Genomic DNA, 25266 nt, shown 5'->3' on the forward strand with positions numbered 1-25266 from the left:
GAAGGTTCCGATCCGGCGCGGCCGGTGTGCGGGATGAATCGGTTCGGGCCATTCCGTGCTGGCGGGACTCTGACTGGAAAGGATCGGTGATGGCAGAACGCCTCACAAAAACGGGAGCTCGAAACGTCTTCTACGGCGGCTCGCTCTTCTTCTTCGCAATCTTTGTAGGGCTCACAGCCCATAGTCATTTTTACATGCGCACCACCTCGACCGACGAGTCGACGCTGACGGCCTCAGTCGCGCGTGGCAAGCACATCTGGGAGAAGAACTCCTGCATCAACTGTCACACGATCCTTGGTGAAGGGGCCTATTTCGCGCCTGAACTCGGCAATGTGTGGAAGCGCTTCGGCGGCGCGACGGATCCTGCAGGAGCCCGCGAAACGTTCAAGGCCTGGATGGCTGCCCAGCCCTCGGGGATCGAGGGGCGCCGGCAGATGCCGCAGTTCAACTTGGGTGACCAGGAGCTGAACGACCTCGCCGACTTCCTTGAGTGGACGAGCCGCATCAAAACGCAGAACTGGCCGCCAAACGATGCGGGCTGACGCCTTAGGAGAGAGAGATGAAATATAAAACGCAAAAGGTCGCTATGACCTATTTCTACGGCGCGCTTGTCCTGTTCCTGGCGCAACTCGCCTTCGGCGTGCTTGCAGGCACCGTCTATGTCATGCCCAATACGCTGTCCGTGATCTTGCCGTTCAACATCATAAGGATGATTCATACGAACGCTCTTATCGTATGGCTGCTGATGGGCTTCATGGGCGCAACCTACTACCTGCTGCCCGAGGAGACCGAGACCGAGCTGTTCAGTCCTAAGTTGGCCATCGTTCAGTTCTGGACCTTCTTCATTGCGGCGGGGATAACCGTCGTCGGCTACATGTTCAAAATCCACGAGGGACGCGAGTTTCTCGAACAGCCCTTCGCCATCAAGGTGGGTATCGTTCTCGTCGTTCTGATGTTCCTGTTCAACATCACTATGACGGCACTCAAGGGCCGCAAAACCACGATCACAAATATCCTGCTGTTCGGTCTCTGGGCGCTGGCGATTTTCTTCCTGTTCTCCTTCTACAACCCCTCCAACCTCGCGCTCGACAAGATGTACTGGTGGTATGTCATCCATCTCTGGGTGGAAGGCGTATGGGAATTGATTCTGGCATCGATACTCGCCTTCCTCATGATCAAGCTCAACGGCATCGATCGCGAGGTGGTCGAGAAGTGGCTCTACGTGATCGTCGGTCTGGCATTGTTCTCGGGTATCCTTGGCACCGGCCATCACTATTACTGGATCGGCGCACCCAGTTATTGGCAGTGGATCGGCTCACTCTTCTCGACGCTTGAGGTAGCCCCCTTCTTCTCGATGGTGGTTTTCACGTTCCGCATGACGTGGAAGGCAGGACGCAATCACCCCAACAAGGCGGCCCTCTTGTGGTCCATCGGCTGCTCCGTCATGGCGTTCTTCGGCGCAGGCGTCTGGGGCTTCCTGCATACGCTGTCTTGGGTGAACTATTACACTCATGGCACCCAGGTGACGGCCGCCCACGGGCATCTCGCCTTCTTCGGCGCGTATGTAATGCTCAACCTGGCGATGATGGCTTATGCCATTCCCGAGATCCGCGGTCGCGCGCCCTACAACCAATGGCTCTCGATAGTCAGCTTCTGGATGATGGTCACGGCCATGTCGGTCATGACCTTCGCCCTGACATTCGCAGGCGTTGTCCAGGTCCATCTCCAGCGCGTGCTGGGCGAGAGCTACATGGACGTGCAGGACCAACTCGCTCTCTTTTATTGGGTCCGCCTCGGCTCCGGCGTCTTCGTGGTCATCTCGGCGCTGATGTTCACCTGGGCGGTGCTGGTGCCCGGACGCGAGCGCAGCGAGAAGCCGGCTCGCGTCTTGCAAGCCGCCGAGTAACGACAAATGCGTGGCCCGGAACCGCCCGGGCCACGCGCCTGACAATTGCGCCCTCCTCGGAGTTCCCCATGACCATCGCTTTGCCGAATATCCGCCCCGTTCCGGACAGGGCCGCCTACTACAGCCCGTCGGGCAACGAGTGCCGCCTGTTCGAACACGCCTGGGCGCGTCGGCTGCCGCTGCTGCTCAAAGGTCCAACGGGCTGCGGCAAGACCCGGTTCGTCAGTCACATGGCCGCAAGGCTCGGCCTGCCGCTTTCGACCGTATCCTGCCACGACGACCTCGCAGCAGCCGATCTCACCGGGCGCTATTTGCTGATGGGCGGTGATACGGTGTGGGTCGACGGGCCACTTACCCGTGCCGTGCGCCAGGGCGGCATCTGCTACCTCGATGAGATCGTTGAGGCGCGCAAGGACGTCGCCGTGGTATTGCATCCTCTTACTGACGACCGCCGAATCCTGCCCCTGGAGCGCACTGGCGAGCAACTGGTCGCTCCGGCCAGCTTCATGCTCGTCGTGTCCTACAATCCCGGCTACCAGAATCTGCTGAAGAGCCTGAAGCCGAGCACCCGCCAGCGTTTCATCGCCATCGAATTCGACTTCCTGCCCAAGGCTGAGGAGATCACCGTCGTTTCCGCTGAAAGCGGACTCGCCGAAGGGCAGGTGGCGCCGTTGGTTGAGCTCGCGCGGCGGATCCGCGCCCTCAAGGGCCATGATATCGAGGAGGGCGCGTCGACCCGCTTGCTTGTCTATTGCGCAAGCCTCGTTGACGCCGGCGTGCCCGTGCGGGAGGCAGTGCTCGCTGCGCTGATCGAGCCGCTGACGGACGAACCGGATGTGAAGACGGCTCTGATCGAGCTTGCCGGCTCCCTGATCCGTTGACGCAGAACCATGCTTGATTTTCTTGAGTTTGAAGAGACGGTGGGTCGCGCCTGGCACCGTTTCATCGGCCGAGCGCACACATGGCCCCGCCACCCTAACCATGCGGCACGGCTGGCTGACATGCTGCCGGTGCTTGCGGTCTGTTTCCGCGGCTTCGGGGGCGAGGCTGCGGTTCAGATCGTCGCAATGCGCGGCAGGACCTCCGGCCATCGGCTCGGTTGGCGGCAGCGCATCGGGCTAGGCGAGGAAAAGCTTTCCCAGCCGGCGCGTGACTGTTCGTCGCTGATGCTGCCGGGGTCGATCGACTTCTTTCCTGACCGAGACCTCAATCGCGACATGTATGTTTGGCTGGTCGCCTACATGGCGGTGATGCCTCTCGATCCAATCGAGGTGCTCGACCCGCTGCAGCGCGATCTCGCCGCGCTCGCGCGCGCCGAAGAAACGGTGGCTCGCGTGCTGATGAACTTTCCGGGACTGCAGCGGCGCTACCGTAGGCTCGCGGCCGAAACGCTGACAGTGCGTCGCCGTGGCCCCCTTCCTTCAGTCGAGGCACAGGTCGAGGGTCGGATCACGTGTCTTCTCCGAAAGGGCGCCCAGGAACCCGGCCGAGTGCAGTCGGTCATCTTTCCGCATCGCGCCCCTGCCGGCTACCTGCCGATGCTTCCCAGTCCACTGTGGCCCGACGCGCTGCTGAGGCCCGAGACGGCGCCGCACCGCGGCGACGACGAGCCGGTGGCCAGCAGTAGCGAGGTCGCAGGCGCGGAGCCAGGGCGCCAGCTCGCCGTTCGCGAGAATCAGGACGACCGCAAGGAGGACCGCAGTCCCTTCATCCTCAACCGCTTCGAAAAGATCCTCGCCATGGCGGAGATGGTCAATGTCGACCGCCCTGCCGATGATAGCGATGACCACGATGCCAAGGCCGCGGAAGATCTCGACGACATGACGCTGGGCGAACGCAAGGGCAGACCAGCATCGCGCTTCCGCTTCGACCTCGACCTGCCGCCGGAGGCGCTGGACCGGACGCCACTGACGGCAGAACGAACCTATCCGGAATGGGACTTCCGCTCAGGCACCTATCTTCCGGACCACTGCCGGGTGCTGGTTTGGCCCGCTTCCGAACTCGGCTCTGCCGAGACGCCGGATGACGAGACAAGGCGCCTGATCCGCCGCGTCCGCCGACAATTCGAGGTGCTCAGGCCGCGTCATGAGATGCTGCGGGCCCAGCTTGACGGTGCCGATCTCGACCTCGACGCTGTCGTGCGTGCTCGCACCGACCTGGCCGCTGGCGGACAAGGCAGCGACCGCATCCACCTGATGAGTCGCCCGCAGGCGCATGACCTCGCCGTTACCATTCTCGTCGATGTCTCGCTGTCAACCGATGCATGGTTCGACGATCACCGGGTGCTCGATGTCGAGAAGGAGGCGCTCCTGATCCTGGCGAACGGGCTGGCTGCCTGCGGGGACAACCACTCGATCCTGACGTTCACGTCACGGCGGCGCGATTGGGTGCGCATTGAAACGGTGAAGGCTTTCAACGAGCCAATGAGCTCGCTGGTGGAGGCCCGCATCGCCGCCTTGAAGCCGGGCTACTATACGCGTATCGGGGCGGCTGTCCGGCATGCGACCGCGGAGCTGGCCAAGCAGCCCAACCGCAAGAAGCTGCTGCTTGTGCTGACCGATGGAAAGCCCAATGACATCGATCACTATGAAGGTCGGTTCGCGCTGGAAGATAGCCGCCGCGCCGTCATCGAGGCGCGCCGCAGCGGCCTTGGCGTCTTCGGCGTGACGGTCGACCGGGAGGCCAAATCCTACGTTCCGGCGCTGTTCGGGCAGAACGGCTACGCAGTAGTCGGCAACATTGCAAAGCTTCCGGCCGCGCTTCCCGCCATCTACCGCAGTCTTGCAGGTTAGAGTTGGGGCTGCGGGCTCAAAATGTCCGGCGCCACGGCACCGGACATTTTTGGGTGGTCCGTGCGGTTCGGCGGATTACGCCGCCTTGCTGTGTGTGCGGTTCGACTGCTCTATATAGGCATCGAAAGCCGCTGCGACCGCCCTGATGACGAAGCGATGGTTCTGGCTGACGCGGACCACGCCGTCCCTGACGTCGAGCACGCCGTCGCGCTCGAGTTCCGCCAGCTTGTCATTGCCGCCGAGAAGTTGTGACGGCTCGAAGCCGTAAGTCTTGCAGATCGCCGGGATGTCGGCGCCGAAATCGCACATCAGTCGCTCGATGATCTCGGCTCGCACCCTGTCCTCTTCGGTCAGCCGGTAACCCTTGACCGTCGCCAGACGCCCGGAGGTGATCTGCTGGGCGTAGAGGCCCGGCGCGACCTCGTTCTGCACATAGCCTTTTTTCATGCGGCCGATTGCCGAAGCGCCGAAGCCTATCAACGTATCGCAATTGTCGGTGGTATAGCCTTGGAAGTTGCGTCTCAACCTGCCCGCTTCCTGCGCCTGCACGAGGTCGTCTCCGGGCAGCGCGAAGTGGTCGAGGCCGATCTGCCTGTAGCCTGCGGCAACCAACGTCTCGGCAATCGCTCCGGCCTGCTCGTTGCGCGCAACCGCATCCGGTAGGACGGTTTCATCAATCATCCGCTGGTGCTTCTTGAACGTTGGAATGTGCGCGTAGCCGAACACGGCGAAGCGATCCGGCAGCATGGCGATTGCCGCATTGGCCGTATCGACGCAAGACCGCACCGTCTGGTGTGGCAGGCCATAGATCAGATCGAAATTAATGCCGCCGACACCGGCACTGCGGAGACGGTCGGCGGCCTCGGCCGTCTGCTTCTCGCTCTGGATGCGGTTGATGGCCTTCTGCACCACCGGATCGAAGCTCTGGACGCCGAGACTCGCGCGGCTGACACCTGCGGCACCTAGGGCATGGGCCATCTCGGCCGTAAGCCCGCGCGGGTCGATCTCAACGGCGACCCCGGTCATGTCGGAGAAAGCGAAGTGCTTCCGCATGAGTGCCATCAGCGCAAGGAACTCAGCCGGGGAAATGATGGTCGGCGTGCCGCCGCCGAAATGCACTTCGCCCACCGGCAAGCGGTCGGGAACTCGCGTGGCAACCATGCTGATTTCCTCGCGCAGCACGCTAAGATAGTCGAGGATTGGGCGGTCCTGTCGCGTTATCGTCGTATGGCAGCCGCAATACCAGCACATCGACCGACAGAACGGAATGTGCAGATATAGCGAGACGGGATCGCTTGGTGGCAAGTTGTCGAGCCAGTCTCGATACGCATCGGCGTCAACCGCAACGGAGAACCGCGGCGCTGTTGGGTAGCTGGTGTAGCGCGGTAGGCGTGCTTCGCCATATTTGGCCAGAATTGAAGTCTGCAACGGAGTTCTCCTGACAATTTATGCTGGCCACTCCTAGCCGTAGTCAGGTCGCTGTTCTTTGTTCTATGCCAAATCCGCGCCAAACATTGCGCTAGGGGTGCCGTCACCGGTGAACGCCTCGGACTGCAGCTTGTCTCCTTCCGCTTATGACGCTATCTGTGAATTATGGCGGAAAGCACCGACTATCACAAAGACTTAACTGCGGCACTCGCCTTTGTCTTTGGCGCGATCGTGATGGTCGCCAGCATCAGTTCGTTGTTGCTGACTCTTTTAGCCATCGCCGGCATCCATCTCATTTGATCTTTTGGTGCGGACGGGCGCGTGCGTTGACGGGCGCGAAGGCTGCTGTTGTCGGCCATTGACCGCTTATCCCGTCCCGAATGCACTGAAAGGCCCTTCAGGAGAGACTCGAAATTCCGTGCGCACGACACGGGCCTGACCGAGCGAAAGCACTTCTTGATAATGCCTGCCTGAACTGCAATCCTGCCGGCAAGGCGGCTTGCATCGAATAATTGTTATCTCCGAGGAGGCATCGACTTGGTCACGCAGCTAACCTCAAGCGAACGCCAATACTCGGCAGTGATACTTCTTCTCGTCGGATTGATGGGCTTGACGATGGCCGCGCTCGGCAAATCTGACCCGATCGGCGTGCACGGTGTCATCGTCATGCTGTTCAGCGGCGCGCTCCTCTATCTGGTGCTGTCGGCCTTCTACGCGCCAGAACCTCAGGTAGACCGGCGGGCCAGCTACTATGACGATCCGATCAAGGTAGGCATCGCGTTGTCGATGGCCTGGGCCGTGTTCGGGATGTTCATGGGGGTTTGGATCGCCGCCCAGCTCGCGTGGCCGAATCTCGCCTTCGATGCAGCCTGGTCGACCTTTGGGCGGATGCGGCCGACCCACACGACCGGCGTGATCTTCGGATTCGGCGGCAACGCTCTCATCGCCACTTCCTTCCATGTCGTCCAGCGGACCTCGCGAGCCCGGCTGGCAGGCCAGATCAGTCCTTGGTTCGTCCTCTTTGGATTCAACCTTTTTTGCGTGATTGCGGTCACCGGCTACTTCATGGGAGTGACACAGTCGAAGGAGTATGCCGAGCCAGAATGGTACGCTGACCTGTGGCTGGTCATCGTTTGGGTGACCTATTTTCTGCTCTATGTCCGCACGCTCGCGCGGCGCAAGGAGCCACACATATACGTCGCCAACTGGTACTATATGGCCTTCATAGTGGTCGTAGCGGTCCTGCACATCGTCAACAACCTAGCCGTGCCCGTCTCGCTCGGGCATGCCAAGAGCTACACCATCTGGTCAGGCGTACAGGACGCAATGGTCCAGTGGTGGTACGGCCACAACGCCGTTGCTTTCTTTCTCACGGCCGGCTTCCTGGGCATGATGTATTACTACCTGCCGAAGCGTGCAGGACGGCCGATCTTCTCCTACAGGCTGTCGATTCTCAGCTTCTGGGGCATCACATTCTTCTACATGTGGGCAGGCTCCCACCACCTTCACTATACGGCCCTGCCGCACTGGGTGCAGAATCTGGGAATGACGTTTTCCGTCATGCTTCTGGTTCCTTCCTGGGCCTCCGCTGGAAATGCCCTGCTTACCCTGAACGGTGCCTGGCACAAAGTTCGCGACGACGCGACGCTGCGCTTCATGATGGTTGCCGCCGTTTTCTACGGGCTTTCGACTTTCGAAGGCTCCTTCCTGGCTATTCGTCCGGTCAATTCGTTGTCGCACTATACGGACTGGACCGTTGGCCATGTGCATGCTGGAGCGCTCGGCTGGGTGGCGCTGATCACCTTTGGGTCGCTCTACACACTGGTACCCGCGCTCTGGAAGCGGGAGCAGATGTATTCCGCCGCGCTGGTCGAGGTTCATTTCTGGCTCGCGCTGGCGGGCACGCTCATCTACGTCTTTGCGATGTGGAACTCGGGCATCATACAGGGCCTCATGTGGCGCACTTATACGGCGGACGGCTCCCTGGCTTATTCATTCGTCGATTCATTGGTGGCGATGTATCCCTACTACATCGCGCGTGCCTTCGGCGGTCTTCTGTTTCTGCTTGGCACGATGGTAGGCTGTTACAACATGTGGATGACCGCAACGGCTGCGCCGTTCATGACAGAAAGACAAGCTGATCTTCCCGATCCCGGGACTGCCTCCGGCATTGCCCCGAGCCCGGCGGAGTGACGCGATATGCCTGAACTGTTCCATCGAAAGATCGAGCGGACGGCCGTCGGATTCCTTCTGGCCATCATCGCCGCCGCCAGCGTCGGCGGCATTGTCGAAATCGCGCCTCTGTTCACCATTCACGAGACGGTCGAAGATGCACCCGACATGCGTCTGTATACGCCGCTCGAGGTGGCGGGCCGCGACATTTACGTTCGCGAAGGCTGCTATGCGTGCCACAGCCAGATGATCCGTACTCTGAGCGACGAGGTCGACCGCTACGGGCCGTACTCGCTTGCTGTGGAATCGAAGTACGACCACCCCATGCTATGGGGATCAAAGCGCACAGGTCCGGACCTGGCGCGCATCGGCGGCAAATACTCCGACATCTGGCACGTGACCCATCTTTCAAATCCTCGCGCGGTAGTTCCGGAATCCAACATGCCGGCTTACGCATTCCTGGCGCGCACGCCATTGGAGGTGGACGATCTGGGCTTGCATCTTGCGACTCTGAGGGAAGTCGGCGTGCCTTACACCGACGACATGATCAACAACGCCGCGAGAGATGCCTTCGGACAGGCAACTCCCGATACCGATTTTGCCGCAGGCGTGACGAAGCGCTATGGCGACAAGACGCAGGTAAGTGCTTTCGACGGTGTCACGACCGAGGTGACCGAGATGGATGCGTTGATTGCATACCTGCAGGTGCTCGGGCGACTGACGGATGCCGCCTACAAACAAACCGCGGCGCCGGAAAAGGCACCCGACACGCAGAACTGACGAAACTGACAGGGAACGCATCATGGAGATGAACCACGACACGCTCGTCGCGTTTTCGAAGAGTTGGGGGTTGTTCTACCTGATCGCATTCGCCATCGGCGTATGCGTTTATACGTTCTGGCCGTCGAACAAGAAACGGTTTCGTGAGGCCAAGAAGGACATTCTCGATCGGGACGACACGCCATGGCAGTAGAGGAAGTTGATCCCCTAACCGGTCGCGTGACGACCGGCCATGAATGGAATGGCATCAAAGAACTTGACACCCCGGTGCCGAGGGGCGTGCTGATCTTCTTGATCGTCACGCACATCTTTGCTGTGATCTGGTGGTTCGTGATGCCCACATGGCCTCTCGGGACGACCTACACCAAGGGCTTGCTCGACACCGATCAGCGCAAGATCGTCGAAGAGAAGCTTGTTGAAGCGAATGCGGCGAGAGCGCCGTGGGTCGACGCGATCGAAAAATCAAGCTTTGACGAGATCCTGGCAAATCCTCAGCTCATGGAGGTTGTCAAAGAAACGGGCCATCGGCTTTTCGGCGACAACTGCGCGGCCTGCCACGGCCGCGATGGCAAGGGTGGCAAGAATTATCCCGATCTGACGGACCACGACTGGATATGGGGCGGTGGACCGGAAACGATCGCGGAGACAATGCGGATCGGCGTCAATTCCAGCAATCCGCAAAGCCGGGTATCGCAGATGCCTTCATTCGGGCGAGATGAGATGTTGGACCCTTTGCAGGTCAGGAACGTAGCCGCCTACGTGCACTCACTCAGCACCCCCTCGGATTCCACGCCCGATAGTATCGCCACGATAGAGGCGGGCCGACAGGTCTTCCTCGCAACTTGTGCCGCCTGCCATGGCGAAGATGCCAAAGGCAAAAAGGACATGGGAGCGCCAAATCTGACCGACCAATACTGGATCTATGGTGGGGACCTGGAAACGATCGTCACGACTGTCCATGGTGGCCGCCAGGGACACATGCCCACATGGGACGAGCGCTTGACCCCGGCCGAGATCAAGATTCTTGCGCTCTATGTCTATCAGCTCGGCGTCGAGAACCCCTGACGGGATGAACATGAAGGAACCATCTGGACAGAAGCGTTCACGCATTTCGCTGCTTCTATGGCTGCTGATTCCGGCCGCAACGCTGCTGTTTTGTGGGGCGAACGCGCACCTGATCTATGTGGCGTTCGCGTCGCAGCCGGAATGCGTAAGCCATCTGAAAGCGCCGGACCCAAGTACGGGTCGATTCAGGGCGGCGAATTCTGACTGCTGACAGCAACGGACGCAATCGTGAGGTAGAAACATGAGCGATGCCAACAAGCCCTACGGATTGCTGAACCAACTGTCAGGCATCGAGGAGACTCGCAATCCCGAGCGTCAGCGTCACTTGCCGGCGAGCACGGCATTTGCCTGGCTCGCAGCGGGCTGGCGTGACCTCAAGGTCGCGCCAGGACTGAGCCTCGCCTATGGGCTGTCGGTCTTCATCGTTTCCATCGTTTCCGTCTGGACAATGTTCGTTCTTGGTTGGGACTATATTCTATTCCCGGCCCTCGCCGGCTTCATGATCGTGGCGCCAGCAGTAGCGGTCGGGCTCTACGCGAAGAGCCGAGCCATCGAAGAGGGCGAAGTGCCGACGCTGGGTGGGATGCTGCGCGTCAAGCCCAGTGCCGGCGCCCAGATCTTCTTCACCGGGGTTCTCCTTTGCCTGCTCATGCTTTTATGGATGCGCGCGGCAGTCTTGCTCTATGCGCTGTTCTTCGGCGTGCGGCCATTTCCTGGGTTGGATCATATAGTGGGAATGCTTTTCACGACCCCGATAGGCCTCGCCATGCTTGTCGTCGGAACACTCGTCGGCGGGCTGTTCGCCGCCTTCGGCTTCGCAATCAGCGTCTTTTCCGTCCCCATGCTGCTCGACCAACGCACCGACGCGCTCACGGCAATGGCGTCCAGCATGGCCATCGTTTGGAACAATCTCCAACCAATGATCATGTGGGGAGCCGTCGTGCTTGCCCTGTTCGCGTTGAGCGTGGCAACGGCCCTGGTCGGGCTGATCGTCATCTTCCCCCTGCTTGGCCATGCTACCTGGCATGCGTATAAGGCCATGCGTTGAGGATAGGCTAAGCGATGTCCTGCTGCTCGCCCGCCGACGTAAGGCTCGAAATCGAAGTCGCGCGCTCGGTCGCGTCGGAGGAACTCTTCTTCGCCAGCCGCGATCTCGGCGACGGGACGCGTCAGACAGACCTTTCGGTACCCGGCATGCACTGCGGGGCGTGCATTGCGGCCGTCGAAAAGAAGCTGTCGGCGCTCGATGGTGTAGCGAACGCGCGCGTTAATCTATCCACAAGGCGAGTCGCCGTCCGGTGGCGCCCGGTTGACGGCGCCGCTCCGGACCTGATCGGCACGTTGGGAAAGATCGGCTACCCGGCGCACCTGTTTTCTTTCGACGCAGACGCAAAGGACCCGGAACTGTCGCGCCTGCTCAAGGCGCTGGCCGTGGCGGGATTCTGCGCCATGAACATCATGCTGTTGTCGGTGTCCGTCTGGTCCGGCGCCACCGGGCAAACACGGCAAGCGTTCCATTTCCTCTCGGCGGCTCTGGCGCTTCCGGCTATCCTGTATTCCGGCCGCATCTTCTATCTGTCGGCGTGGTCGGCACTGCGACACCTCCGGACGAACATGGATGTGCCAATCTCAATCGGCGTGACGCTCGCTTTCGCTCTTAGCCTCTACGATACCATGCATGGCGCGCCGTACGCCTATTTCGACGCAGCGACGACCCTCCTGTTCTTCCTTCTGATCGGGCGCACACTCGATCATATGATGCGCGAGAAGGCGCGATCCGCAGTCGCTGGACTTGCCCGGCTTGCGCCCATCGGGGCCACAGTCGTTGAGACGGATGGAACGAGACGTTACGTCGCGACGACGATGATCGAACCCGGGACGACCCTCTTCATCGCTCCCGGGGATCGAATCCCGGTCGATGGGGTCGTGGAGACCGGAAACTCCGAGCTCGACTGCTCTCTGGTTTCGGGCGAAAGCGCGCCTTTTGCGGCGTCAGCGGGGACCGCGCTCCGGGCTGGCCTGATGAACCTCACTGGCCCGCTCACGATGAAGGCTACCGCGCGAGCGGAAGACTCTTTCCTGGCCGAAATGGTCCGGATGATGGAAGCTGCCGAAGGCGGACGGGCTAGTTACCGCCGGCTGGCGGATCGCGCTGCTGCGCTCTATTCGCCTGTCGTCCATACGATCGCCCTGCTATCTTTGGTCGGCTGGCTCTTCGCCTCCGGTGACTGGCATCGCTCGATAGCCGTCGCCATCTCTGTTCTCATCGTAACATGCCCCTGCGCGCTCGGTCTTGCCGTTCCCATTGTTCAAGTCGTTGCCGCGCGGTGCCTCTTTGAGCTGGGTATCATGGTGAAGGATGGCTCCGCACTCGAGCGTCTTGCCGAGGCTGACACCGTCCTGTTCGACAAGACCGGAGTGCTCACTCTCGGAAAGCCGGTCCTGGCCAATGCAGCCGAGATCGCGCCAGCTGCCCTTGGCATTGCCGCCGCCATCGCAGTCGGGTCCCGACACCCATCTGCCACGGCGATCGCGGCTGCCGGAGTGGGCCGGCCGGCACAGCCCTTTGCTTTCGACGACGTAAAGGAGATCCCGGGCCTTGGCCTGGAAGCCTGGGCACAAGGCGCCGTCTATCGTCTTGGTCGCCATGATTGGGCGACTGGCCACAGTGCGCAAGATGAACAAAACTCAGCATCGGTCACTGTATTGACGAAAGACGGGGAGTGGCTGGCGACGTTCTTGATCGAGGACGATATCCGCCCTGGTGCAGAACAGGTAGTCCGCGCTCTCAAAAGTGCCGGATTGCAAGTGGGTATCGTTTCTGGCGACCGGCGGCAGCCGGTACAGATGCTGGCGAGGCGGTTTGACATCGACCAAGTCGAGGCCGAGCTGCTTCCGGCCGGAAAACTCGTCCGCATCGAAGAGCTTGCTGGTTGCGGCAGCCGGGTCCTGATGGTCGGAGACGGGTTGAACGATGGGCCAGCGCTGGCCGCCGCCCACGTCTCCATGGCGCCAAGCACGGCAGTCGACATTGGCCGAAACGCTGCAGACTTCGTTTTCCTTGCCGAGAGTCTTTCGGCCGTGACTCAGGCTCTCGGTATCTCAAAAAGGGCGGGGAAATTGATCCGGCAGAATTTTGCGCTTGCCGTCGCCTATAACGCCTTGGCGGTGCCGATAGCCGTTGCGGGCTACGTGACCCCGCTCTTGGCAGCTCTCGCAATGTCGATGTCGTCGCTGCTGGTGGTGGCGAATGCAATGCGACTGCGGCCCAATGTTCCAACCGCGCCCGTGACGCGCCCTCGCCTCTCGACGTCAATGCACGTGGCTGCTGGTCGATGAATTACCTCGTCGTCCTCGTCCCGGTCGCCATTCTACTGGGGTTAGCCGGGCTTGCCGCTTTCCTTTGGTCCCTGCGGGCTGGGCAGTACGAAGATTTGGATGGCGCGGCGGAACGAATCCTCCACGACGATGAGGACAGGCCATAGGGTGAAACCAGGCGCTCGCCGGTGAGGTTGCCGCCCTCGGCATCAAGGTGACCTTGGTCGAACCGGCGGGCTTCGCCACCGAGTGGGCTGTCCTTCCCGCGGCAATAGGCGACTGCCCACAAAGCGGGAGGCATAATTGCCAAGGCAACGTTGCGGACCTCATCCGGACGCTCCCGCTTCACTTCATCGAGTGATCGAGCTGCCATAGTTCACGCAGCAGCCGTCGACCTCTGCGGTCCGCCGCAGAAAAAAGGTCACGCCGCGGCTTCGCTAACCGTCGGCACGCACGCCGCATCGGCGCTGCACTCGTCTGCGAGATAGCTGATCAGCGCATCCATGCAGGGGAAGTTGTCACAGCAGATCAACGTCGCTTCGCGCTCCGCCGATGGTCAGCATCGACAGAGCGAAGGCGCGACCCGGTCAATGCGATCTCGGCGAAGCAGGCAGTATCGCAAAGGGCATCTAGAGATTTAGCCTGCATTCCCTGAAGAACCCGGCGTTCGGGCAGAATTCGGCGAGGCTGGCAAGATCGCTGCCACGTTCCAGCCAATCGCGGCAGTCGCGGTGGAAAGAGCAGCCCAGGCACGTGTTTCGCGCATCCGCCATCACCGTTCCGCCGCATTTGCGAGCCGCCACGATCGGATCGACGCGCATCCGCTCCATGACAAGGTCCATGAGCGCGAATTGCCGCCAAACCCTCTCAGACTGCGACCATTGTCGTTGACCAGACCGCATGATGATCTTCCCCTGCCGGAGCGACCGCTTGTCCCCACTCTATCCGCGAACGTCCCGCAGTTCGATGTGTCGCGTCGCCGCGCCCTCGAGAGCCGGCGTGCTGCGCCCATCCGTCTGGCCCAACATTACTCGCAAGAAGACACCGCCTGCAGACGCGGACGCCTGGGACGGGGTGCCCGGAAAGTTCGATGCCCATTTCAGTGGTAAACCCGGCGATGGCGAGTGATCTGGCGCCCCATCCCTTACCACGCCCAGCACCAATAGGGCCAAGTGGACCGCCGCCGTCCAACGGGCAACGGTAGCCGGAACGGCCCGCCACGCCGATTTCGATACTCTCGACGAATGGATGCCGTCGCTCTCGTCTTAGTAGACACAACCGCCTCGCGGAAGCTTGATGTCGCCGACCACACCTGATGGATTTTCCGAGTGCCGTCACACCTATCGTAGGAATTCCTGGGCATCTGGATGTCTGCGCCCCTTGAAACCTCCTGACAGAGCAAGACGACGATAACAAAAATGGTCGAAATCGCCCGCGTTGCCGCCGCCAACAACGCCGAATGGTGTGAATAATTGCTACTGGATACGGCTCACAACCTGTGCAATCACACAGTTTGCCAGCGCACGCGGTGATTGACATATTGAGGTAGGAGGCGCGTGAGGAGAAACTCTCAAAATGGCAGACAAGCGACTCATGAAGGCAAGCGACATCCCTGCCTTCGTGGACAGAGTGATCATGGCCGGCTGTGACATCTGTGCCATTGGCCATTTCAACTATTGCCTGGGCGACCTCGAGGAAATGGTGGCGGCGGATGACGAACTCCTGCGCATAGGCGAAGAATTTGGCGATCGCGATTTTCTGCAACCTGAGATCGTCGCCTACTTGCGAACCATCGGGCGGTACATAGACCCCGGCTCGTTGGCATCGCATTGGTCGGAGAACGGAAAAGCGCAGTAGGCGCTTCTCTACCCTGGCTTCCCCCGTCGAGCCTACGACCAACTTCACGGCATTGATCATTCGCGGCCGCCCGCCAGCTTCCCGCATAGATGGTCTGGAACCCAAGCCTGGAGCAGCCGTCACGCATCCCGTCAAGCGCTGACGCGCGCAGTCCGCAAGGGCGTGAGCGAAGCGTCCCTTGCGGAAGAGCACGACTGCGCTAGGGACCGACCAGCGTCGAGGCCCGCGCAGCGACCTAACTCCCCGCGAAAGGATTCCTTGCATCGGTTCGAGGCCCAGGCCTGAAACATAACCGCTCTCCGAGGAGTCGCGGCTCATTTCTTCCTTGTGTCGCCATCGCGCTGCGGGCTGGTAGAACAAGCTCTTTTGCTGTTCAGAACGCGGACCAGCCCGCGCAGCATGCCGAAGAAGGTGATGGCCCAAGCCGACAGGGCGATGTAGAGGAAGGCGCGCGGCAGCGGCGTGAGGAAACCGAATTCCATGGCGTGGTCCATCTGCCAGGTAGAAGCGGCATACATGCCGAGCGGAAACACGGCACCCCAGTAGAGCGGGTCGTAGCGGAACGGAAAGCGTTCGTAGCCGTAGCGCCAGATCGCCAGCAGAAGGAGCATGGGAATCCACCAGGTCCCCGTCGCCCAGTAGAAGACGGTGAATCCTTTCAGGAAAGGCAACAGCGACATCAGGTAGGGCGCGTGCGGGGCGTTCAGGATCAGCAGCGAGCCGGCCAACGTCGAGATGGCCATCGCCCCCATGTTGATCCAGTAAGGCGGCGCCAAGTCGCCCGGCGAAAAACGAAAGAAGGCATAGCGGTAGAAGATCAGCGACATCATCCAGATGTAGAGCATGCCGCCCCACAGCCACATCGACAGGGCCACGAGGTTGAGCTCGAGCCGGAAGGGCTGGTCGATGCGTGCCGCCAGCAGCGCGCTGGATACCGACAGCGCCTGCGTCGCCACCACCGCCAACAGCCAGCCGCCGTTGATGCCCTCGTCGAGAGTCGGCTTCTCGCGCCGAACGGTGAAGGCGGTGAAAATCGTGTAGGTCAGGCACACCCAGAGCAGGATGGCCAGCATCCACAGGGCCTTACCGACGACGATGTTCTCGCGCAGCACCATGAACTGGCTGGCGAGGATGCCGGTGCCGGCCACCGTGGTGAAGTAACCCGGCCCGGTCAGGTGGGCGACCATATCGCCGAAGAAGCGACGCGGATAGTGCCAGGCCCGCAAGGCGTACAATACGCACAAAACGGCATATTGCCCGATATTGAGATAGAACAGACCGAGCGCAATCGTGTCGTGCTGCATCATGAAGGCCGCCAGCGAGATGATGCCTGTGGCCATGACCAGTCCGAAATAGGCGGGCGACATCTCGGCAAGGCCTGAAAACACTTCTCCCGCCTGCTCGGCTCGGCCGCTGGCCGTCATGGCTTCCTCGCCCACCGCGGCCCCGCCGCGCAGGCATCGGCCAAGGCGTCGCCCTCCCCGCCGGGACATGTCGGAAATGTGCCGCAAGCGCCGTTTGGACAAAGCGCGTCGCCTCCACAAACTATAAGATAAGCATCGGCAGACTGGAAAACCCGCTTGCCGGATAGATGGCAATTGTAGGTTGCCGTCCAAGCGGCAACGCGATCTTGTCAGTCCGCTTCAGCAATTCCTCCATGACGACGCGCAGTTCCAGTCGGGCCAGAAGCGCGCCCGGACAGACATGGATGCCGCGGCCATAGAGGAGGTTTTGCGTGGCATCGCGATCGACGCGGAATTCGTCGGAGTTGCCAAAGACCGCTTCGTCGCGGTCGGCCGACGCCCACATGAGAGTAATCCGCTCGCCGGCTGCAATCCTGCGTCCGCCGATTTCGACCGGCATGGTCGTCACCCGCCGGTTGGAAATGAGCGGCGCGTGTATCCGCAGTATCTCGTCGATGGCGGCGGGCAGCAGGTGCAAATTCTCTCGAAGCTGCTGCTGCACCTGCGGGTTTTCCGCAACATAGTGGCCCAGAATCCCCACGCAAGCGGTTATCGTGCCCAGTTCGCCGACCGTCCAATTACGCAGGATGCTTACGATCTCCTCGTGGTTCAGCGGCCTGTCCCCGATCTTTTGCCGGAGCAAATTCGTCGTGATGTCATCTGGCGCATCCGCACCGGCCTCACGCCGCGCATCCAGTAATTCGCTGATATAGCCGTCGAACTCGAGCGCGATGGCAGCCATTGCGCTCGAGTCTCTGACCAAGGTGGCCTCGTGGTTCTTGCGGACCCACAGAAGCAACGGCTCATGCAGACTTGCAGGCCAGCCGAGAAAAGCGCACTGGATATGGACTGCGAATAGCTGGGCAAGCTGCGTCACCAGATCGATTTCCACGCCCCTTTCCAGGCCGGACACGAGATTGGCTGAGATCGTCCGGCAAAGCGGTTCGAAACCTTCCACGCGCTCGGGCCTGAATTGGCGCTCGATCAGCCGCCGGTATGCCGTGTGCTGGGGCGGGTCCATGCCGCTTGGCACCGACAGATGGCTGGAAACGACGCTGCTGAACGTATGGTGATCGTCCAGTGCCTGCACCACGTCCTCATGCCGGAACAGTGACCAGCCAAGATAGTCGCTATACGCCACCGGGCAACGGCGGCGCATGACGTCATAGGCTTTGATCTGGTTGGAAAGGACTTGACCGGATCGGGGGTCCCAATCCGGATGGGGCTTGTCCGGCGTCGAATTCATGGCAATTCCCTGAAAGCTTCCCTGCACCGCAAGCCACGGCCACAGGGCACAGTTCTAAAATGCAGGGTTCTGCTAACCCAGAGCGAGCAGAAGGTATTTGACCGGGATCAAACCCATCGCCCCATATGTATCCTGGGGGCAAGTCACATTGGCAGCCGGCTCCACGCCAGAGCATTCCGCGCTGCCGTGCCAGATTCAAATCTATGGCCGGAGCTACGGATTGCGAATACGGTCGATGACCTCTCTCTCTGGACCACGCGAAGAACCGGCCGCATGGAACGCCTCGTTCGGGATACATAAATGCCAATCGACTATGCGTGAGAGTTGGATAACGTGGGCAGTTCCGCGGTATTCGGTAGCAACAGCCACTAGATTCGACGTCGCGGATCGTGCACCCGGGCGATGATGGGGAGCGAACATGAAGGGGGACATTCATGATTGGGCCGAATGGAAGTCTGTCAACGCGCACAAGATGAAGCATCCAGCTGATTTCGAACAAAGGTTTGTGGACCTAATCCTCGCCAAGGTTCCTGGGCTAGATCCTGACGACGTCTCCGCGCAGTACGAGTTCGTTGACGATACTGGACGACATAGACGCATCGACTTCGCGATCAGGAACGCAGCCAAGGGTTACGATCTGATGATCGAACTGGATGGAGCATCGAAAGACACAGACACTTTGAAGTGGAGAAGGCTTATCCCGCTCGCTCCGGTCATACAAGATATAGGGCCGTCGTCCTGAAGTCGTTGGCCTAGTGCGGGTTGACATTTTGTCGTTCCGTGGGATACATTGAACCTCAACGAATTACAAATGAGGTCAATGATGGCGACTGAAGACAAAACGCAGGTTTCCCTTCGGGTTCCTGCAGCTATGCTTGCCGACTTCGAACGTATTGCCACTGCTCTTGACCGGGACCGGACTTGGGTGATGCTGCGCGCTTTTCGAGTCTACCTCGATGGCGAGGGCGGGCATCTGCTCGATGAGATGAAGGGGATCGAAGAGCTCGATGCAGGTCAGGTAGTGGATTTCGACGAGGTCATGGACAAGGCTGACGCCATCATTGCGGCAGCCCGCAACTCCCGCCAAGCCAAGGTGGGCTGATGTCGCGACGCATGGCAGGTATGTCTCCGAAGGCGGAGGCAAAGTTCCTGAACGGCATCGCCTACATTGCTGAGCGCAATCCTTCGGCGGCCGAAAAGATTGTCGCGAAGATGAGAAGCCTGCGCGAACGCCTCGTCGATTTCCCCGACAGTGGCGTTCGCGGCGAGATCCCCGGAACCCGGCGCATGGTGCTCAATCCGTTCGTGCTGACTGTCCGTCAGGGCAAGAGCGGCATAGAGATCGCGGCCGTGCGCCACGCCAAACAGAAGGATGCATACGCACCTTCCGAGCTCCTTGGCGAAGATCCCGAAGAGGCAGAGGTCCCGTCTAGTCCGAAGAGGTAGGGGTGCCTCAGTGGGTGTCGAACACGAACGCTGTCCGGCGCTTGGCGAGCACAGGCCGCTGCGGCTTCTTGCGCGTGTATTGCTCTCGCTCAGGTGGGTAATCTTGGTTCAGCAGCAGCTTGGCGTACTTGAGCGGCACGTCGGCCAGCCGGGCGCGCAGATACGCATCCTCGCGCCCCTCCTCGTCCTGTCCGCGGACCGCCTCCTTGAGTTCGCCGAAGATCGGCCGCTTTCCGGTGATGTCCCAAGAGGTTCCGGCACCAACCTTGACACCAATACCGAGCAGCCGCTCGAAGGATGATCGGTAGTGCCTGCGGCGGTTGAAGCGGAAGACGAATTCCTGCAGGTAGACGTCCGCGTGCTTCTTGCGTAGCCCATGCGCCGCAAAGTGGGTGCCTGTGGTTGGCGAACCGCTGAAAATCATATCGGGCTGCTGTTCGTGCGACCCGAATGACATTCACGCCAGCAAAGACATGAGAATTTCCGGCTTTGGCTCTGAGTGCGAATCCCATATGGACCGAGTGAAGTACTAACCGGGAATTATTTCAGTTGAAGAACGATGCCTCTTCCACAATTCCAGAGATCGTGTTGGTTACTGACGAGGACGTGCCGAGTGATTGCGCGCTCTATGCCATAATCCTCGGAGGACAGTGTGTCGGATACATCGTTGTCGGCCCTGAAAGGGGAAGAGCTTGTGACGGCGAGTCTCGCGGAAGCTCTCGAATTCGCCAGCAGGATCACGCGCACAAAAGGTTTTGGCCGCTGAGCGATGCTTGATGGTGCGCGGCGTTGGCCAACTCGCTTGGACTGATTACCCCCTTAGCGGTGAAGAGGCTAACCGAAGGATGGTCTAGCCTAAACAGGCTGCCGCGCCCGTGCTGCTGCTCGATCTGCTGCCCTGCCTCAAGGACTGATCTCAGCCGGGCGTACTCCGATTGCACTCCTGGATCAGTCGATCTTGAAAGCTTTCGATAAGCATGGAACATCGCAGCGAGCGATGTCATGTCTCCCATCGCCTCTGCAAGCTGCATTGATGAAAGGAAATCCCTTTCAGAGATGCGATCGATCACAGTGTTAGTCGTATCCATTGCTCGAACTCCAGTGAAATGGGTCGACCAGAAGCACCGCCCTTAAGTAGCTTGAGAGGGCAGATCGCACGACACAAGCCGGTCAAAGGTCGAGTTTATGAACAATTGCCTGAGATCTGAACAATTTTACCAGTCCTGTTCATTATATCGCAGGACCTTCCGCGTTAATGCCGCATTCCCCGACGAACGCCGGGCACAGAGGACTGAACGAGAATGAGAATGATGTGCATATCGATAGCTGTGCGGGAAGTCCGCGAAGCTCAGGGCTGAGGCCCCCGGTATGTTCCGCCGGGGATTCAAATCCGGCTTTTCGACCCTTCCCAGATCGATGGATGACGTGGCGGTTACCCGCAACGGCACGTGTGAACGAGTCCGCGACCGAAAGGTCGGCTTCGTTCCCGGCTGCTGTCCGAAACCTTCGCGTCTCCTGCTCGGCCTATAGATGCATTTCATCGCCTGTCGGCGATGCGCTGCAATTGTCGCAAGGGAAACGAAAATGCGCTGCCACAACCTTCTGCTCGCCGAAGCCTTGAACACGTCTGTCCGCGCGTTCAGCTTCCGTTCTGACGCGCTCGCCAACCATAAGGTGGCCGAGATCCGCAGCTCGTCCGGAGGGTGGTCTATACCGATGCCGCTCCACGTGACTGGGGCCGGGACGCCCCTGCGGTAGATGTAGAGGACAGCGTCGCCAACCGTGTGCCGCGACCGAGGAAGCGCGGCTCCAAGGTAGGCGCCGTGGTCGATCCGTTCCGTCGCAGGAGCATTTGGTTCGAAAGCGATCTGGAAGAGGCCGCACTTGTAGTCCTCCTCACCCTTGTCGAAACCTTGGAGATCCGTGAACAGCAGAAGGCGGAGTACATCCAACACGGCAAGAAGCGAAAACACTACTTCGACTTCGTCCAGCGACAGGCCTCAGGCAGGGTCGCCTACGCGGTCAAGTACGAGGAGGACGTGGATGACGACCTTCTAGAGACACTTCGGCTTATCTCTGAGCAACAGGGCGATCGGTTCGCCGACGAGTTCCGGATCCTGACCGAGAAGGACCTGACGCTGACGCAGATCGAGAACGCCAAGGACATCCTGGCGTACGCGTCTGACTTTGACTTCGAAGGCCAGGCGATCGTGACCGCCGCCCTGTACAGGCTTCCGGCGCGAGTCCTGCTCTCCGACGTCGTCCGCGAAACAGGCCTGGGCGAACGCGGACGGCGCGCCACCGTGGCCCTGATTCAGAAAGGACTCCTGAAGGTTCCAGCAAACGTCCGGTTGGCCGATAACGCCGTCCTCGTCAATCGCGCAGTACGGGAAGGGCGCCGTTAATTCAATCCTTACGGGAACCCCATAAAGCCGAAGGAAAACAAGAGAATGGAGGGGTACGTGAACCTGATGAATCCAGCGGCGTTGGCGGGAGGCCACGAAAGATCTCACTTGTTCGGCCGCCACGACAGGCTAGTCATCGACGGGCAGTCCTTCAGGGTCGAACGCAAGGTCAAGGACTCGCACGTGTTGCAGCCAGTCACTGGCGACTTGATCGCCGAGGACTTCTTTGTCGTGAAGACGGACAAGGAGATCAACGGGCTGATCCGCTCGAAGCGAATCCGTATCGACGAAGGCCACTATTCGAAGGCCCTCGGCATCCTACGGGTGCGGTTCGACGACTCCGACCTCAGCGACCTTTCGGAAGAGGATCTGAGGACGGTCGCCTGGAAGAAGGAATGGTGCGTTCGTTTTCTGGACGCCGCGGTGAATGTCGAACGGCACTGGCGCCCGCGCCGCACAGTTGACGACTGCGCGCGTTTCATTGAGGAGAACGCGGACCGCATGGATCGCTGGTATCTCGACACATTCGGAGAGCGGCGGCGGCCGGGCCGGCGACTCCCTGGCGAGGTGCGGAAGGCGTTCGATTACCCAAGTCCTCCCGCGTTAAAGAAGTGGCTTGCGAAGTTCATCGCCGGGAACTGCCGCATGGACAGCTTCCGTCCTCGGTATTCGAACTGCGGAAACCGCAGCCAGCTCGATCAGCGCGTTGCCGCAGTGATCGCGGTCGAAGTCCAAAAGTTCGCTAGCATCCTCCAACCCAAGATGGCGGACATCTGTGAGAACGTTGAGCTGGCCCTCTACGAAATTAACAAAACGCTGCCGCAGCACCAGCACGTCTACGCCAGCCCCAACGCCGTTCGCCGCAGGATTCATGCGCTTGACCCCTTCATGGTCGACGCCGGCCGCGAGGACAGCGACTACGCTCTTCGGAAGTACACTCCGGTCGGTAAGGGACTCTCGATCACGACGGCGTTGGGCCGAGTCGAGATGGACGACTGGGAAGTCGACCTCCACACGCTCATCGAGCGCTCCGCAATCTGGAAGGCCTTGACGCCCGAGCAACGAAAGCTCGTGCCCCGCGTCCGGATGGCGTTTACGGCAGGCATCTGCTGCGCGTCTCGATGCATCGTCGGCTTCAACCTCTCCATCAACAGCCCCTCGACTGCCACGACGAAGCCCGCGCTCAGGTCGGTAATGGTCGACAAGACCGAATTAGCGGCTGCGGCGGGAGCGCAGGCCTCTTGGCATATGCATGGCCGCCCCACCTACGTGGCGACTGACGGAGGACCGGCGTACGGCAGAGAATTCGATGACGCAGCGATGCGCGCCAACGTCAGTCGTGTGATCCCCGAGCAAGACCCTCGCATGCGCGGCACGGTCGAAGCCTTTTTCCGCTACATGAAGCGCCTTTGCCGCTACTTCGCCGGACGGGCGTTCGCTAACGTTGTCGAACGGGGAGACTATCCGGCGGAACAGCTCGCGGCGCTGACGGTCGGAGAATTCTACAAGACCGTCATCGTATTCATCGTCGACTACTACCATCTCCGCCCCCACCGTGGCCTGGAGGGCCGGACGCCGTACGGCAAATGGATGGAGCTTGAAAAGGGTGGCCTGCCGCCTGCCCCTTCCGAGCAACAGCTGGCCGTTGCCTTCGGGCTGCGGCGCAAAGACCGCAGCATCAGCAAGCACGGCGTCGAATTCCTGGGGATTTCATACAACTCGCTGGAACTCGCCCGCCTCTACGCTCTCTTGGGTCAGAAGAAGGTCGACGTCATCGTCGAGCCTGAGGACCTCGGCTGCGTATTCGTCCGGATTCCCAAGCAGTTCAGGGGGCGGATCAAAGAAGTCCCCGAAGACCATGCCTTCCTCACGGTTCCCAGCGTGGATGGCACAGGCAACGGGAAGACGCTCGCTGAAACGCTCCTGGCGAAGCGAGCTGTGCGCGAGTTCGTTAAGGCCGAACAGCAAGCCGGCCGAACAATCCGCATCGATGCCCATCGGCACTTCCTAGATCTGGCCGAAAACGTCCGCAAGAGGGCCGCCATCGCGACCCACGAAATCACGGAAAAGACGATGGACCTGATCGAGGCTCGGATCGCGTTCTCCGGCAGGGCAGGACTTGGGTCTGTTGAACATGCGGCCGAGGAACCCGAGGGCGACGGTTTGGGTACAGTCGTCGCGCTCTCGACGCGACGCCGTCTCGATGCCGGGCAGAAGTCCCTCCCGTCTCCCGGGTCGCCCCTCGAAGAAAGTTCACCAAAGCCGACGCCATTCGGCGGAAGCATGAACCTCTATGATGGAGAAGACGAATGACGCGTCAACTTGCCGATCAAGGACTCCGCGCAGACCACGAGCGTGCCGACGGTACGCTCCCGACGGGCTGGAACGATGCCATGTCCGACGACGACTTCCTCGACACGATTTCAGACCGCCTCACCGAGAAGGAGAAGCGCGTCAAGGAAGTGCTGGAACGCGCGAAAAGTGTGTACGTGCGGTGCGGACGGGACAACGTCGCCAAAGGCATCCTCTCCCGCTTCGTGACGATGATGCTGGCGAAGAAAAACCTACGGCGCGATGACGGCCGAATCCTGTTCGTGACCGGCGAAAGCGGCGCAGGAAAGACCACTTTGGTGGATCGGATGCTTGAGGAAAACCCCACGCTAGCTCCGATCCAGAAATCGTATGGGACCATCGAACCCGTGATCTCACTCACGCTGATGGGGCCGTCGACCCTCAAGTTCCTGGGTTTGAATATCCTGCAAAAAGCTGGATACAAGATCACCCGCAAGTACGAACAGGGCGAAGTGTGGGACATCCTTCCCGAGCAGTTGCACCTGCGAAAAGTCCTCCTCATTCACATCGACGAGACGCAGCACCTGCTGAAACTTACCGAATCCGACAGGGAGCGAGACTCCGTCAGAAAGGCGCTCAAAGGCGTCATGAACTACAAGCCCTGGCCTGTCAGCTTCGTCATGTCCGGGATGCCAAGCATCACATCTCTGGCCAAGCTCGACGAGCAGATCGAGCGGCGCGCACGGCACCTTCACCTTCCGGATGTTGTTCTTCCGGAAGAGCGCATCCTTATCCTTAATGTCGTGGCCGCTATGTGCGAAGCGGCCGGGCTGAACTCCACCAAGGTTTTGGAAAGCGACCTCCCGGACAGAGTCGCGCATGCGGCCAGGTATAGGTACGGACGCATCGCTCAGGTGATCCTCGCCGCGATTGAGCAGGCGGCGTCGAAAAACGCTGCGGCTCTGACGCGCGACCATTTCGCCCTCGCCTATATCGAGCATTCGCAGGCCCGGGGACATGACGAAATGAACCCCTTCCTCGTGGATGACTGGATGCGTTTGGAGCCTGGTCTGTTCATGATCGAGGAGTACTGATC

The 25266-nt window shown here is 60.5% G+C and carries 24 protein-coding genes and 2 pseudogenes; 19 read left to right on the forward strand and 7 right to left on the reverse strand.

Features of this window, described 5'->3' with window-relative positions:
• Positions 1–89: 89 nt before the first annotated feature.
• The 4 genes from EN804_RS03625 to EN804_RS03640 all read left to right on the forward strand — a co-directional run bounded on the left by EN804_RS03625 (position 90) and on the right by EN804_RS03640 (position 4698).
• Positions 90–542 carry a cytochrome c gene (locus tag EN804_RS03625; RefSeq protein WP_135900641.1) on the forward strand — a complete coding sequence of 151 codons (453 nt, stop codon included), beginning with the start codon at positions 90–92 and terminating at the stop codon, positions 540–542.
• Positions 543–559: 17 nt separating this feature from the next.
• Positions 560–1906 carry a cbb3-type cytochrome c oxidase subunit I gene (locus tag EN804_RS03630; protein ID WP_135900642.1) on the forward strand — a complete coding sequence of 449 codons (1347 nt, stop codon included), beginning with the start codon at positions 560–562 and terminating at the stop codon, positions 1904–1906.
• Between the two features lie 68 nt (positions 1907–1974).
• On the forward strand, positions 1975–2787 hold the full coding sequence (locus EN804_RS03635) for a CbbQ/NirQ/NorQ/GpvN family protein (RefSeq protein WP_135900643.1): 813 nt from the start codon (positions 1975–1977) through the stop codon (positions 2785–2787).
• A 9-nt stretch (positions 2788–2796) separates the two neighbouring features.
• Positions 2797–4698, forward strand: coding sequence for a nitric oxide reductase activation protein NorD (locus EN804_RS03640; protein WP_135900644.1), 1902 nt, complete (start codon positions 2797–2799; stop codon positions 4696–4698).
• Between the two features lie 75 nt (positions 4699–4773).
• Here EN804_RS03640 and hemN read toward each other — a convergent pair whose 3' ends face one another.
• Together hemN and EN804_RS37105 are read right to left on the reverse strand one after the other, a co-directional pair.
• On the reverse strand, positions 4774–6126 hold the full coding sequence (gene hemN, locus EN804_RS03645; protein WP_135900645.1) for an oxygen-independent coproporphyrinogen III oxidase: 1353 nt from the start codon (positions 6124–6126) through the stop codon (positions 4774–4776).
• A gap of 185 nt (positions 6127–6311) precedes the next feature.
• Positions 6312–6485 carry a hypothetical protein gene (locus EN804_RS37105; protein ID WP_167508659.1) on the reverse strand — a complete coding sequence of 58 codons (174 nt, stop codon included), beginning with the start codon at positions 6483–6485 and terminating at the stop codon, positions 6312–6314.
• A gap of 178 nt (positions 6486–6663) precedes the next feature.
• On the opposite strand from EN804_RS37105, the gene ccoN reads away from it, so the two are divergent.
• From ccoN to ccoS, 7 genes are all read left to right on the forward strand, one after another.
• Complete coding sequence (gene ccoN / locus EN804_RS03650) at positions 6664–8319, forward strand: cytochrome-c oxidase, cbb3-type subunit I (protein WP_135900646.1); 1656 nt, start codon at positions 6664–6666, stop codon at positions 8317–8319.
• A gap of 6 nt (positions 8320–8325) precedes the next feature.
• Positions 8326–9078 (forward strand): cytochrome-c oxidase, cbb3-type subunit II, encoded by a 753-nt coding sequence (gene ccoO, locus EN804_RS03655; RefSeq protein ID WP_135900647.1) that lies wholly within the window; start codon positions 8326–8328, stop codon positions 9076–9078.
• A 22-nt stretch (positions 9079–9100) separates the two neighbouring features.
• Entirely contained in the window at positions 9101–9271 is a 171-nt protein-coding gene (locus EN804_RS03660; protein ID WP_135900648.1) for a cbb3-type cytochrome c oxidase subunit 3, read from the forward strand.
• Positions 9262–10143, forward strand: coding sequence for a cytochrome-c oxidase, cbb3-type subunit III (gene ccoP, locus EN804_RS03665; protein WP_135900649.1), 882 nt, complete (start codon positions 9262–9264; stop codon positions 10141–10143). The genes EN804_RS03660 and ccoP overlap by 10 nt, the downstream gene beginning before the upstream one ends.
• Positions 10144–10384: 241 nt before the next feature.
• A complete protein-coding gene (locus EN804_RS03675; RefSeq protein WP_135900650.1) occupies positions 10385–11191 on the forward strand; it encodes a DUF2189 domain-containing protein in 807 nt (268 codons plus the stop codon).
• Between the two features lie 14 nt (positions 11192–11205).
• Positions 11206–13482, forward strand: coding sequence for a heavy metal translocating P-type ATPase (locus EN804_RS03680; protein WP_135900651.1), 2277 nt, complete (start codon positions 11206–11208; stop codon positions 13480–13482).
• Entirely contained in the window at positions 13479–13628 is a 150-nt protein-coding gene (gene ccoS, locus EN804_RS03685) for a cbb3-type cytochrome oxidase assembly protein CcoS (RefSeq protein WP_135900652.1), read from the forward strand. Before EN804_RS03680 ends, ccoS begins: the two co-directional genes overlap by 4 nt.
• Before the next feature lie 462 nt (positions 13629–14090).
• On the opposite strand, the gene EN804_RS03695 is transcribed toward ccoS, so the two are convergent.
• On the reverse strand, positions 14091–14363 hold the full coding sequence (locus EN804_RS03695; protein WP_281404917.1) for a DUF6455 family protein: 273 nt from the start codon (positions 14361–14363) through the stop codon (positions 14091–14093).
• 115 nt (positions 14364–14478) lie between these two features.
• Here EN804_RS03695 and EN804_RS03700 point away from each other — a divergent pair.
• Positions 14479–14589 (forward strand): annotated as a pseudogene (locus EN804_RS03700) (DUF3470 domain-containing protein); the annotation flags it as partial.
• Between the two features lie 447 nt (positions 14590–15036).
• A complete protein-coding gene (locus tag EN804_RS03705) occupies positions 15037–15318 on the forward strand; it encodes a hypothetical protein (RefSeq protein WP_246693360.1) in 282 nt (93 codons plus the stop codon).
• Positions 15319–15632: 314 nt separating this feature from the next.
• Here the strand turns inward: EN804_RS03705 and EN804_RS03710 are convergent, their stop codons facing one another.
• A complete protein-coding gene (locus EN804_RS03710; protein ID WP_135900654.1) occupies positions 15633–16742 on the reverse strand; it encodes a tellurite resistance/C4-dicarboxylate transporter family protein in 1110 nt (369 codons plus the stop codon).
• Between the two features lie 121 nt (positions 16743–16863).
• Positions 16864–18027, reverse strand: coding sequence for a cytochrome P450 (locus EN804_RS03715; RefSeq protein WP_135900655.1), 1164 nt, complete (start codon positions 18025–18027; stop codon positions 16864–16866).
• Positions 18028–18445: 418 nt separating this feature from the next.
• Between EN804_RS03715 and EN804_RS03720 the strand changes: the two genes are divergently transcribed.
• The 3 genes from EN804_RS03720 (at position 18446) to EN804_RS03730 (ending at position 19473) form a co-directional block, all read left to right on the forward strand.
• Positions 18446–18769: a hypothetical protein gene (locus EN804_RS03720; RefSeq protein WP_135900656.1), complete on the forward strand. Its 324-nt coding sequence runs from the start codon at positions 18446–18448 to the stop codon at positions 18767–18769.
• A gap of 81 nt (positions 18770–18850) precedes the next feature.
• Positions 18851–19129 carry a ribbon-helix-helix domain-containing protein gene (locus EN804_RS03725; protein ID WP_135900657.1) on the forward strand — a complete coding sequence of 93 codons (279 nt, stop codon included), beginning with the start codon at positions 18851–18853 and terminating at the stop codon, positions 19127–19129.
• A complete protein-coding gene (locus EN804_RS03730; protein ID WP_135900658.1) occupies positions 19129–19473 on the forward strand; it encodes a type II toxin-antitoxin system RelE/ParE family toxin in 345 nt (114 codons plus the stop codon). The genes EN804_RS03725 and EN804_RS03730 overlap by 1 nt, the downstream gene beginning before the upstream one ends.
• A 259-nt stretch (positions 19474–19732) precedes the next feature.
• Here EN804_RS03730 and EN804_RS03735 read toward each other — a convergent pair.
• Positions 19733–19852 (reverse strand): annotated as a pseudogene (locus EN804_RS03735) (IS1595 family transposase); the annotation flags it as partial.
• A gap of 358 nt (positions 19853–20210) precedes the next feature.
• Positions 20211–20561 carry a hypothetical protein gene (locus tag EN804_RS03740; protein ID WP_135900659.1) on the reverse strand — a complete coding sequence of 117 codons (351 nt, stop codon included), beginning with the start codon at positions 20559–20561 and terminating at the stop codon, positions 20211–20213.
• A 735-nt stretch (positions 20562–21296) separates the two neighbouring features.
• Between EN804_RS03740 and EN804_RS03745 the strand changes: the two genes are divergently transcribed.
• The 3 genes from EN804_RS03745 (at position 21297) to EN804_RS03755 (ending at position 25264) form a co-directional block, all read left to right on the forward strand.
• Positions 21297–21878 carry a hypothetical protein gene (locus tag EN804_RS03745; protein WP_135900660.1) on the forward strand — a complete coding sequence of 194 codons (582 nt, stop codon included), beginning with the start codon at positions 21297–21299 and terminating at the stop codon, positions 21876–21878.
• A gap of 66 nt (positions 21879–21944) precedes the next feature.
• Complete coding sequence (locus tag EN804_RS03750; protein WP_246693367.1) at positions 21945–24191, forward strand: Mu transposase C-terminal domain-containing protein; 2247 nt, start codon at positions 21945–21947, stop codon at positions 24189–24191.
• Complete coding sequence (locus EN804_RS03755; protein ID WP_135900662.1) at positions 24188–25264, forward strand: ATP-binding protein; 1077 nt, start codon at positions 24188–24190, stop codon at positions 25262–25264. Before EN804_RS03750 ends, EN804_RS03755 begins: the two co-directional genes overlap by 4 nt.
• Positions 25265–25266: the final 2 nt, after the last annotated feature.

Source organism: Mesorhizobium sp. M8A.F.Ca.ET.161.01.1.1, from assembly GCF_004792105.1.
Lineage (GTDB): Bacteria > Pseudomonadota > Alphaproteobacteria > Rhizobiales > Rhizobiaceae > Mesorhizobium.

What these genes read in the sequence shown, in the direction of transcription:
- EN804_RS03625 (WP_135900641.1), top strand. Translation starts at nt 90, where the DNA reads ATGGCAGAACGCCTCACAAAAACGGGAGCTCGAAACGTCTTCTACGGC.
- EN804_RS03630 (WP_135900642.1), top strand. Translation starts at nt 560, where the DNA reads ATGAAATATAAAACGCAAAAGGTCGCTATGACCTATTTCTACGGCGCG.
- EN804_RS03635 (WP_135900643.1), top strand. Translation starts at nt 1,975, where the DNA reads ATGACCATCGCTTTGCCGAATATCCGCCCCGTTCCGGACAGGGCCGCC.
- EN804_RS03640 (WP_135900644.1), top strand. Translation starts at nt 2,797, where the DNA reads ATGCTTGATTTTCTTGAGTTTGAAGAGACGGTGGGTCGCGCCTGGCAC.
- EN804_RS37105 (WP_167508659.1), bottom strand. Translation starts at nt 6,485, where the DNA reads ATGGCCGACAACAGCAGCCTTCGCGCCCGTCAACGCACGCGCCCGTCC.
- ccoO (WP_135900647.1), top strand. Translation starts at nt 8,326, where the DNA reads ATGCCTGAACTGTTCCATCGAAAGATCGAGCGGACGGCCGTCGGATTC.
- EN804_RS03660 (WP_135900648.1), top strand. Translation starts at nt 9,101, where the DNA reads ATGGAGATGAACCACGACACGCTCGTCGCGTTTTCGAAGAGTTGGGGG.
- ccoP (WP_135900649.1), top strand. Translation starts at nt 9,262, where the DNA reads ATGGCAGTAGAGGAAGTTGATCCCCTAACCGGTCGCGTGACGACCGGC.
- EN804_RS03675 (WP_135900650.1), top strand. Translation starts at nt 10,385, where the DNA reads ATGAGCGATGCCAACAAGCCCTACGGATTGCTGAACCAACTGTCAGGC.
- EN804_RS03680 (WP_135900651.1), top strand. Translation starts at nt 11,206, where the DNA reads ATGTCCTGCTGCTCGCCCGCCGACGTAAGGCTCGAAATCGAAGTCGCG.
- ccoS (WP_135900652.1), top strand. Translation starts at nt 13,479, where the DNA reads ATGAATTACCTCGTCGTCCTCGTCCCGGTCGCCATTCTACTGGGGTTA.
- EN804_RS03695 (WP_281404917.1), bottom strand. Translation starts at nt 14,363, where the DNA reads ATGCGGTCTGGTCAACGACAATGGTCGCAGTCTGAGAGGGTTTGGCGG.
- EN804_RS03705 (WP_246693360.1), top strand. Translation starts at nt 15,037, where the DNA reads ATGGCAGACAAGCGACTCATGAAGGCAAGCGACATCCCTGCCTTCGTG.
- EN804_RS03710 (WP_135900654.1), bottom strand. Translation starts at nt 16,742, where the DNA reads ATGACGGCCAGCGGCCGAGCCGAGCAGGCGGGAGAAGTGTTTTCAGGC.
- EN804_RS03715 (WP_135900655.1), bottom strand. Translation starts at nt 18,027, where the DNA reads ATGAATTCGACGCCGGACAAGCCCCATCCGGATTGGGACCCCCGATCC.
- EN804_RS03720 (WP_135900656.1), top strand. Translation starts at nt 18,446, where the DNA reads ATGAAGGGGGACATTCATGATTGGGCCGAATGGAAGTCTGTCAACGCG.
- EN804_RS03725 (WP_135900657.1), top strand. Translation starts at nt 18,851, where the DNA reads ATGGCGACTGAAGACAAAACGCAGGTTTCCCTTCGGGTTCCTGCAGCT.
- EN804_RS03730 (WP_135900658.1), top strand. Translation starts at nt 19,129, where the DNA reads ATGTCGCGACGCATGGCAGGTATGTCTCCGAAGGCGGAGGCAAAGTTC.
- EN804_RS03740 (WP_135900659.1), bottom strand. Translation starts at nt 20,561, where the DNA reads ATGGATACGACTAACACTGTGATCGATCGCATCTCTGAAAGGGATTTC.
- EN804_RS03750 (WP_246693367.1), top strand. Translation starts at nt 21,945, where the DNA reads ATGAATCCAGCGGCGTTGGCGGGAGGCCACGAAAGATCTCACTTGTTC.
- EN804_RS03755 (WP_135900662.1), top strand. Translation starts at nt 24,188, where the DNA reads ATGACGCGTCAACTTGCCGATCAAGGACTCCGCGCAGACCACGAGCGT.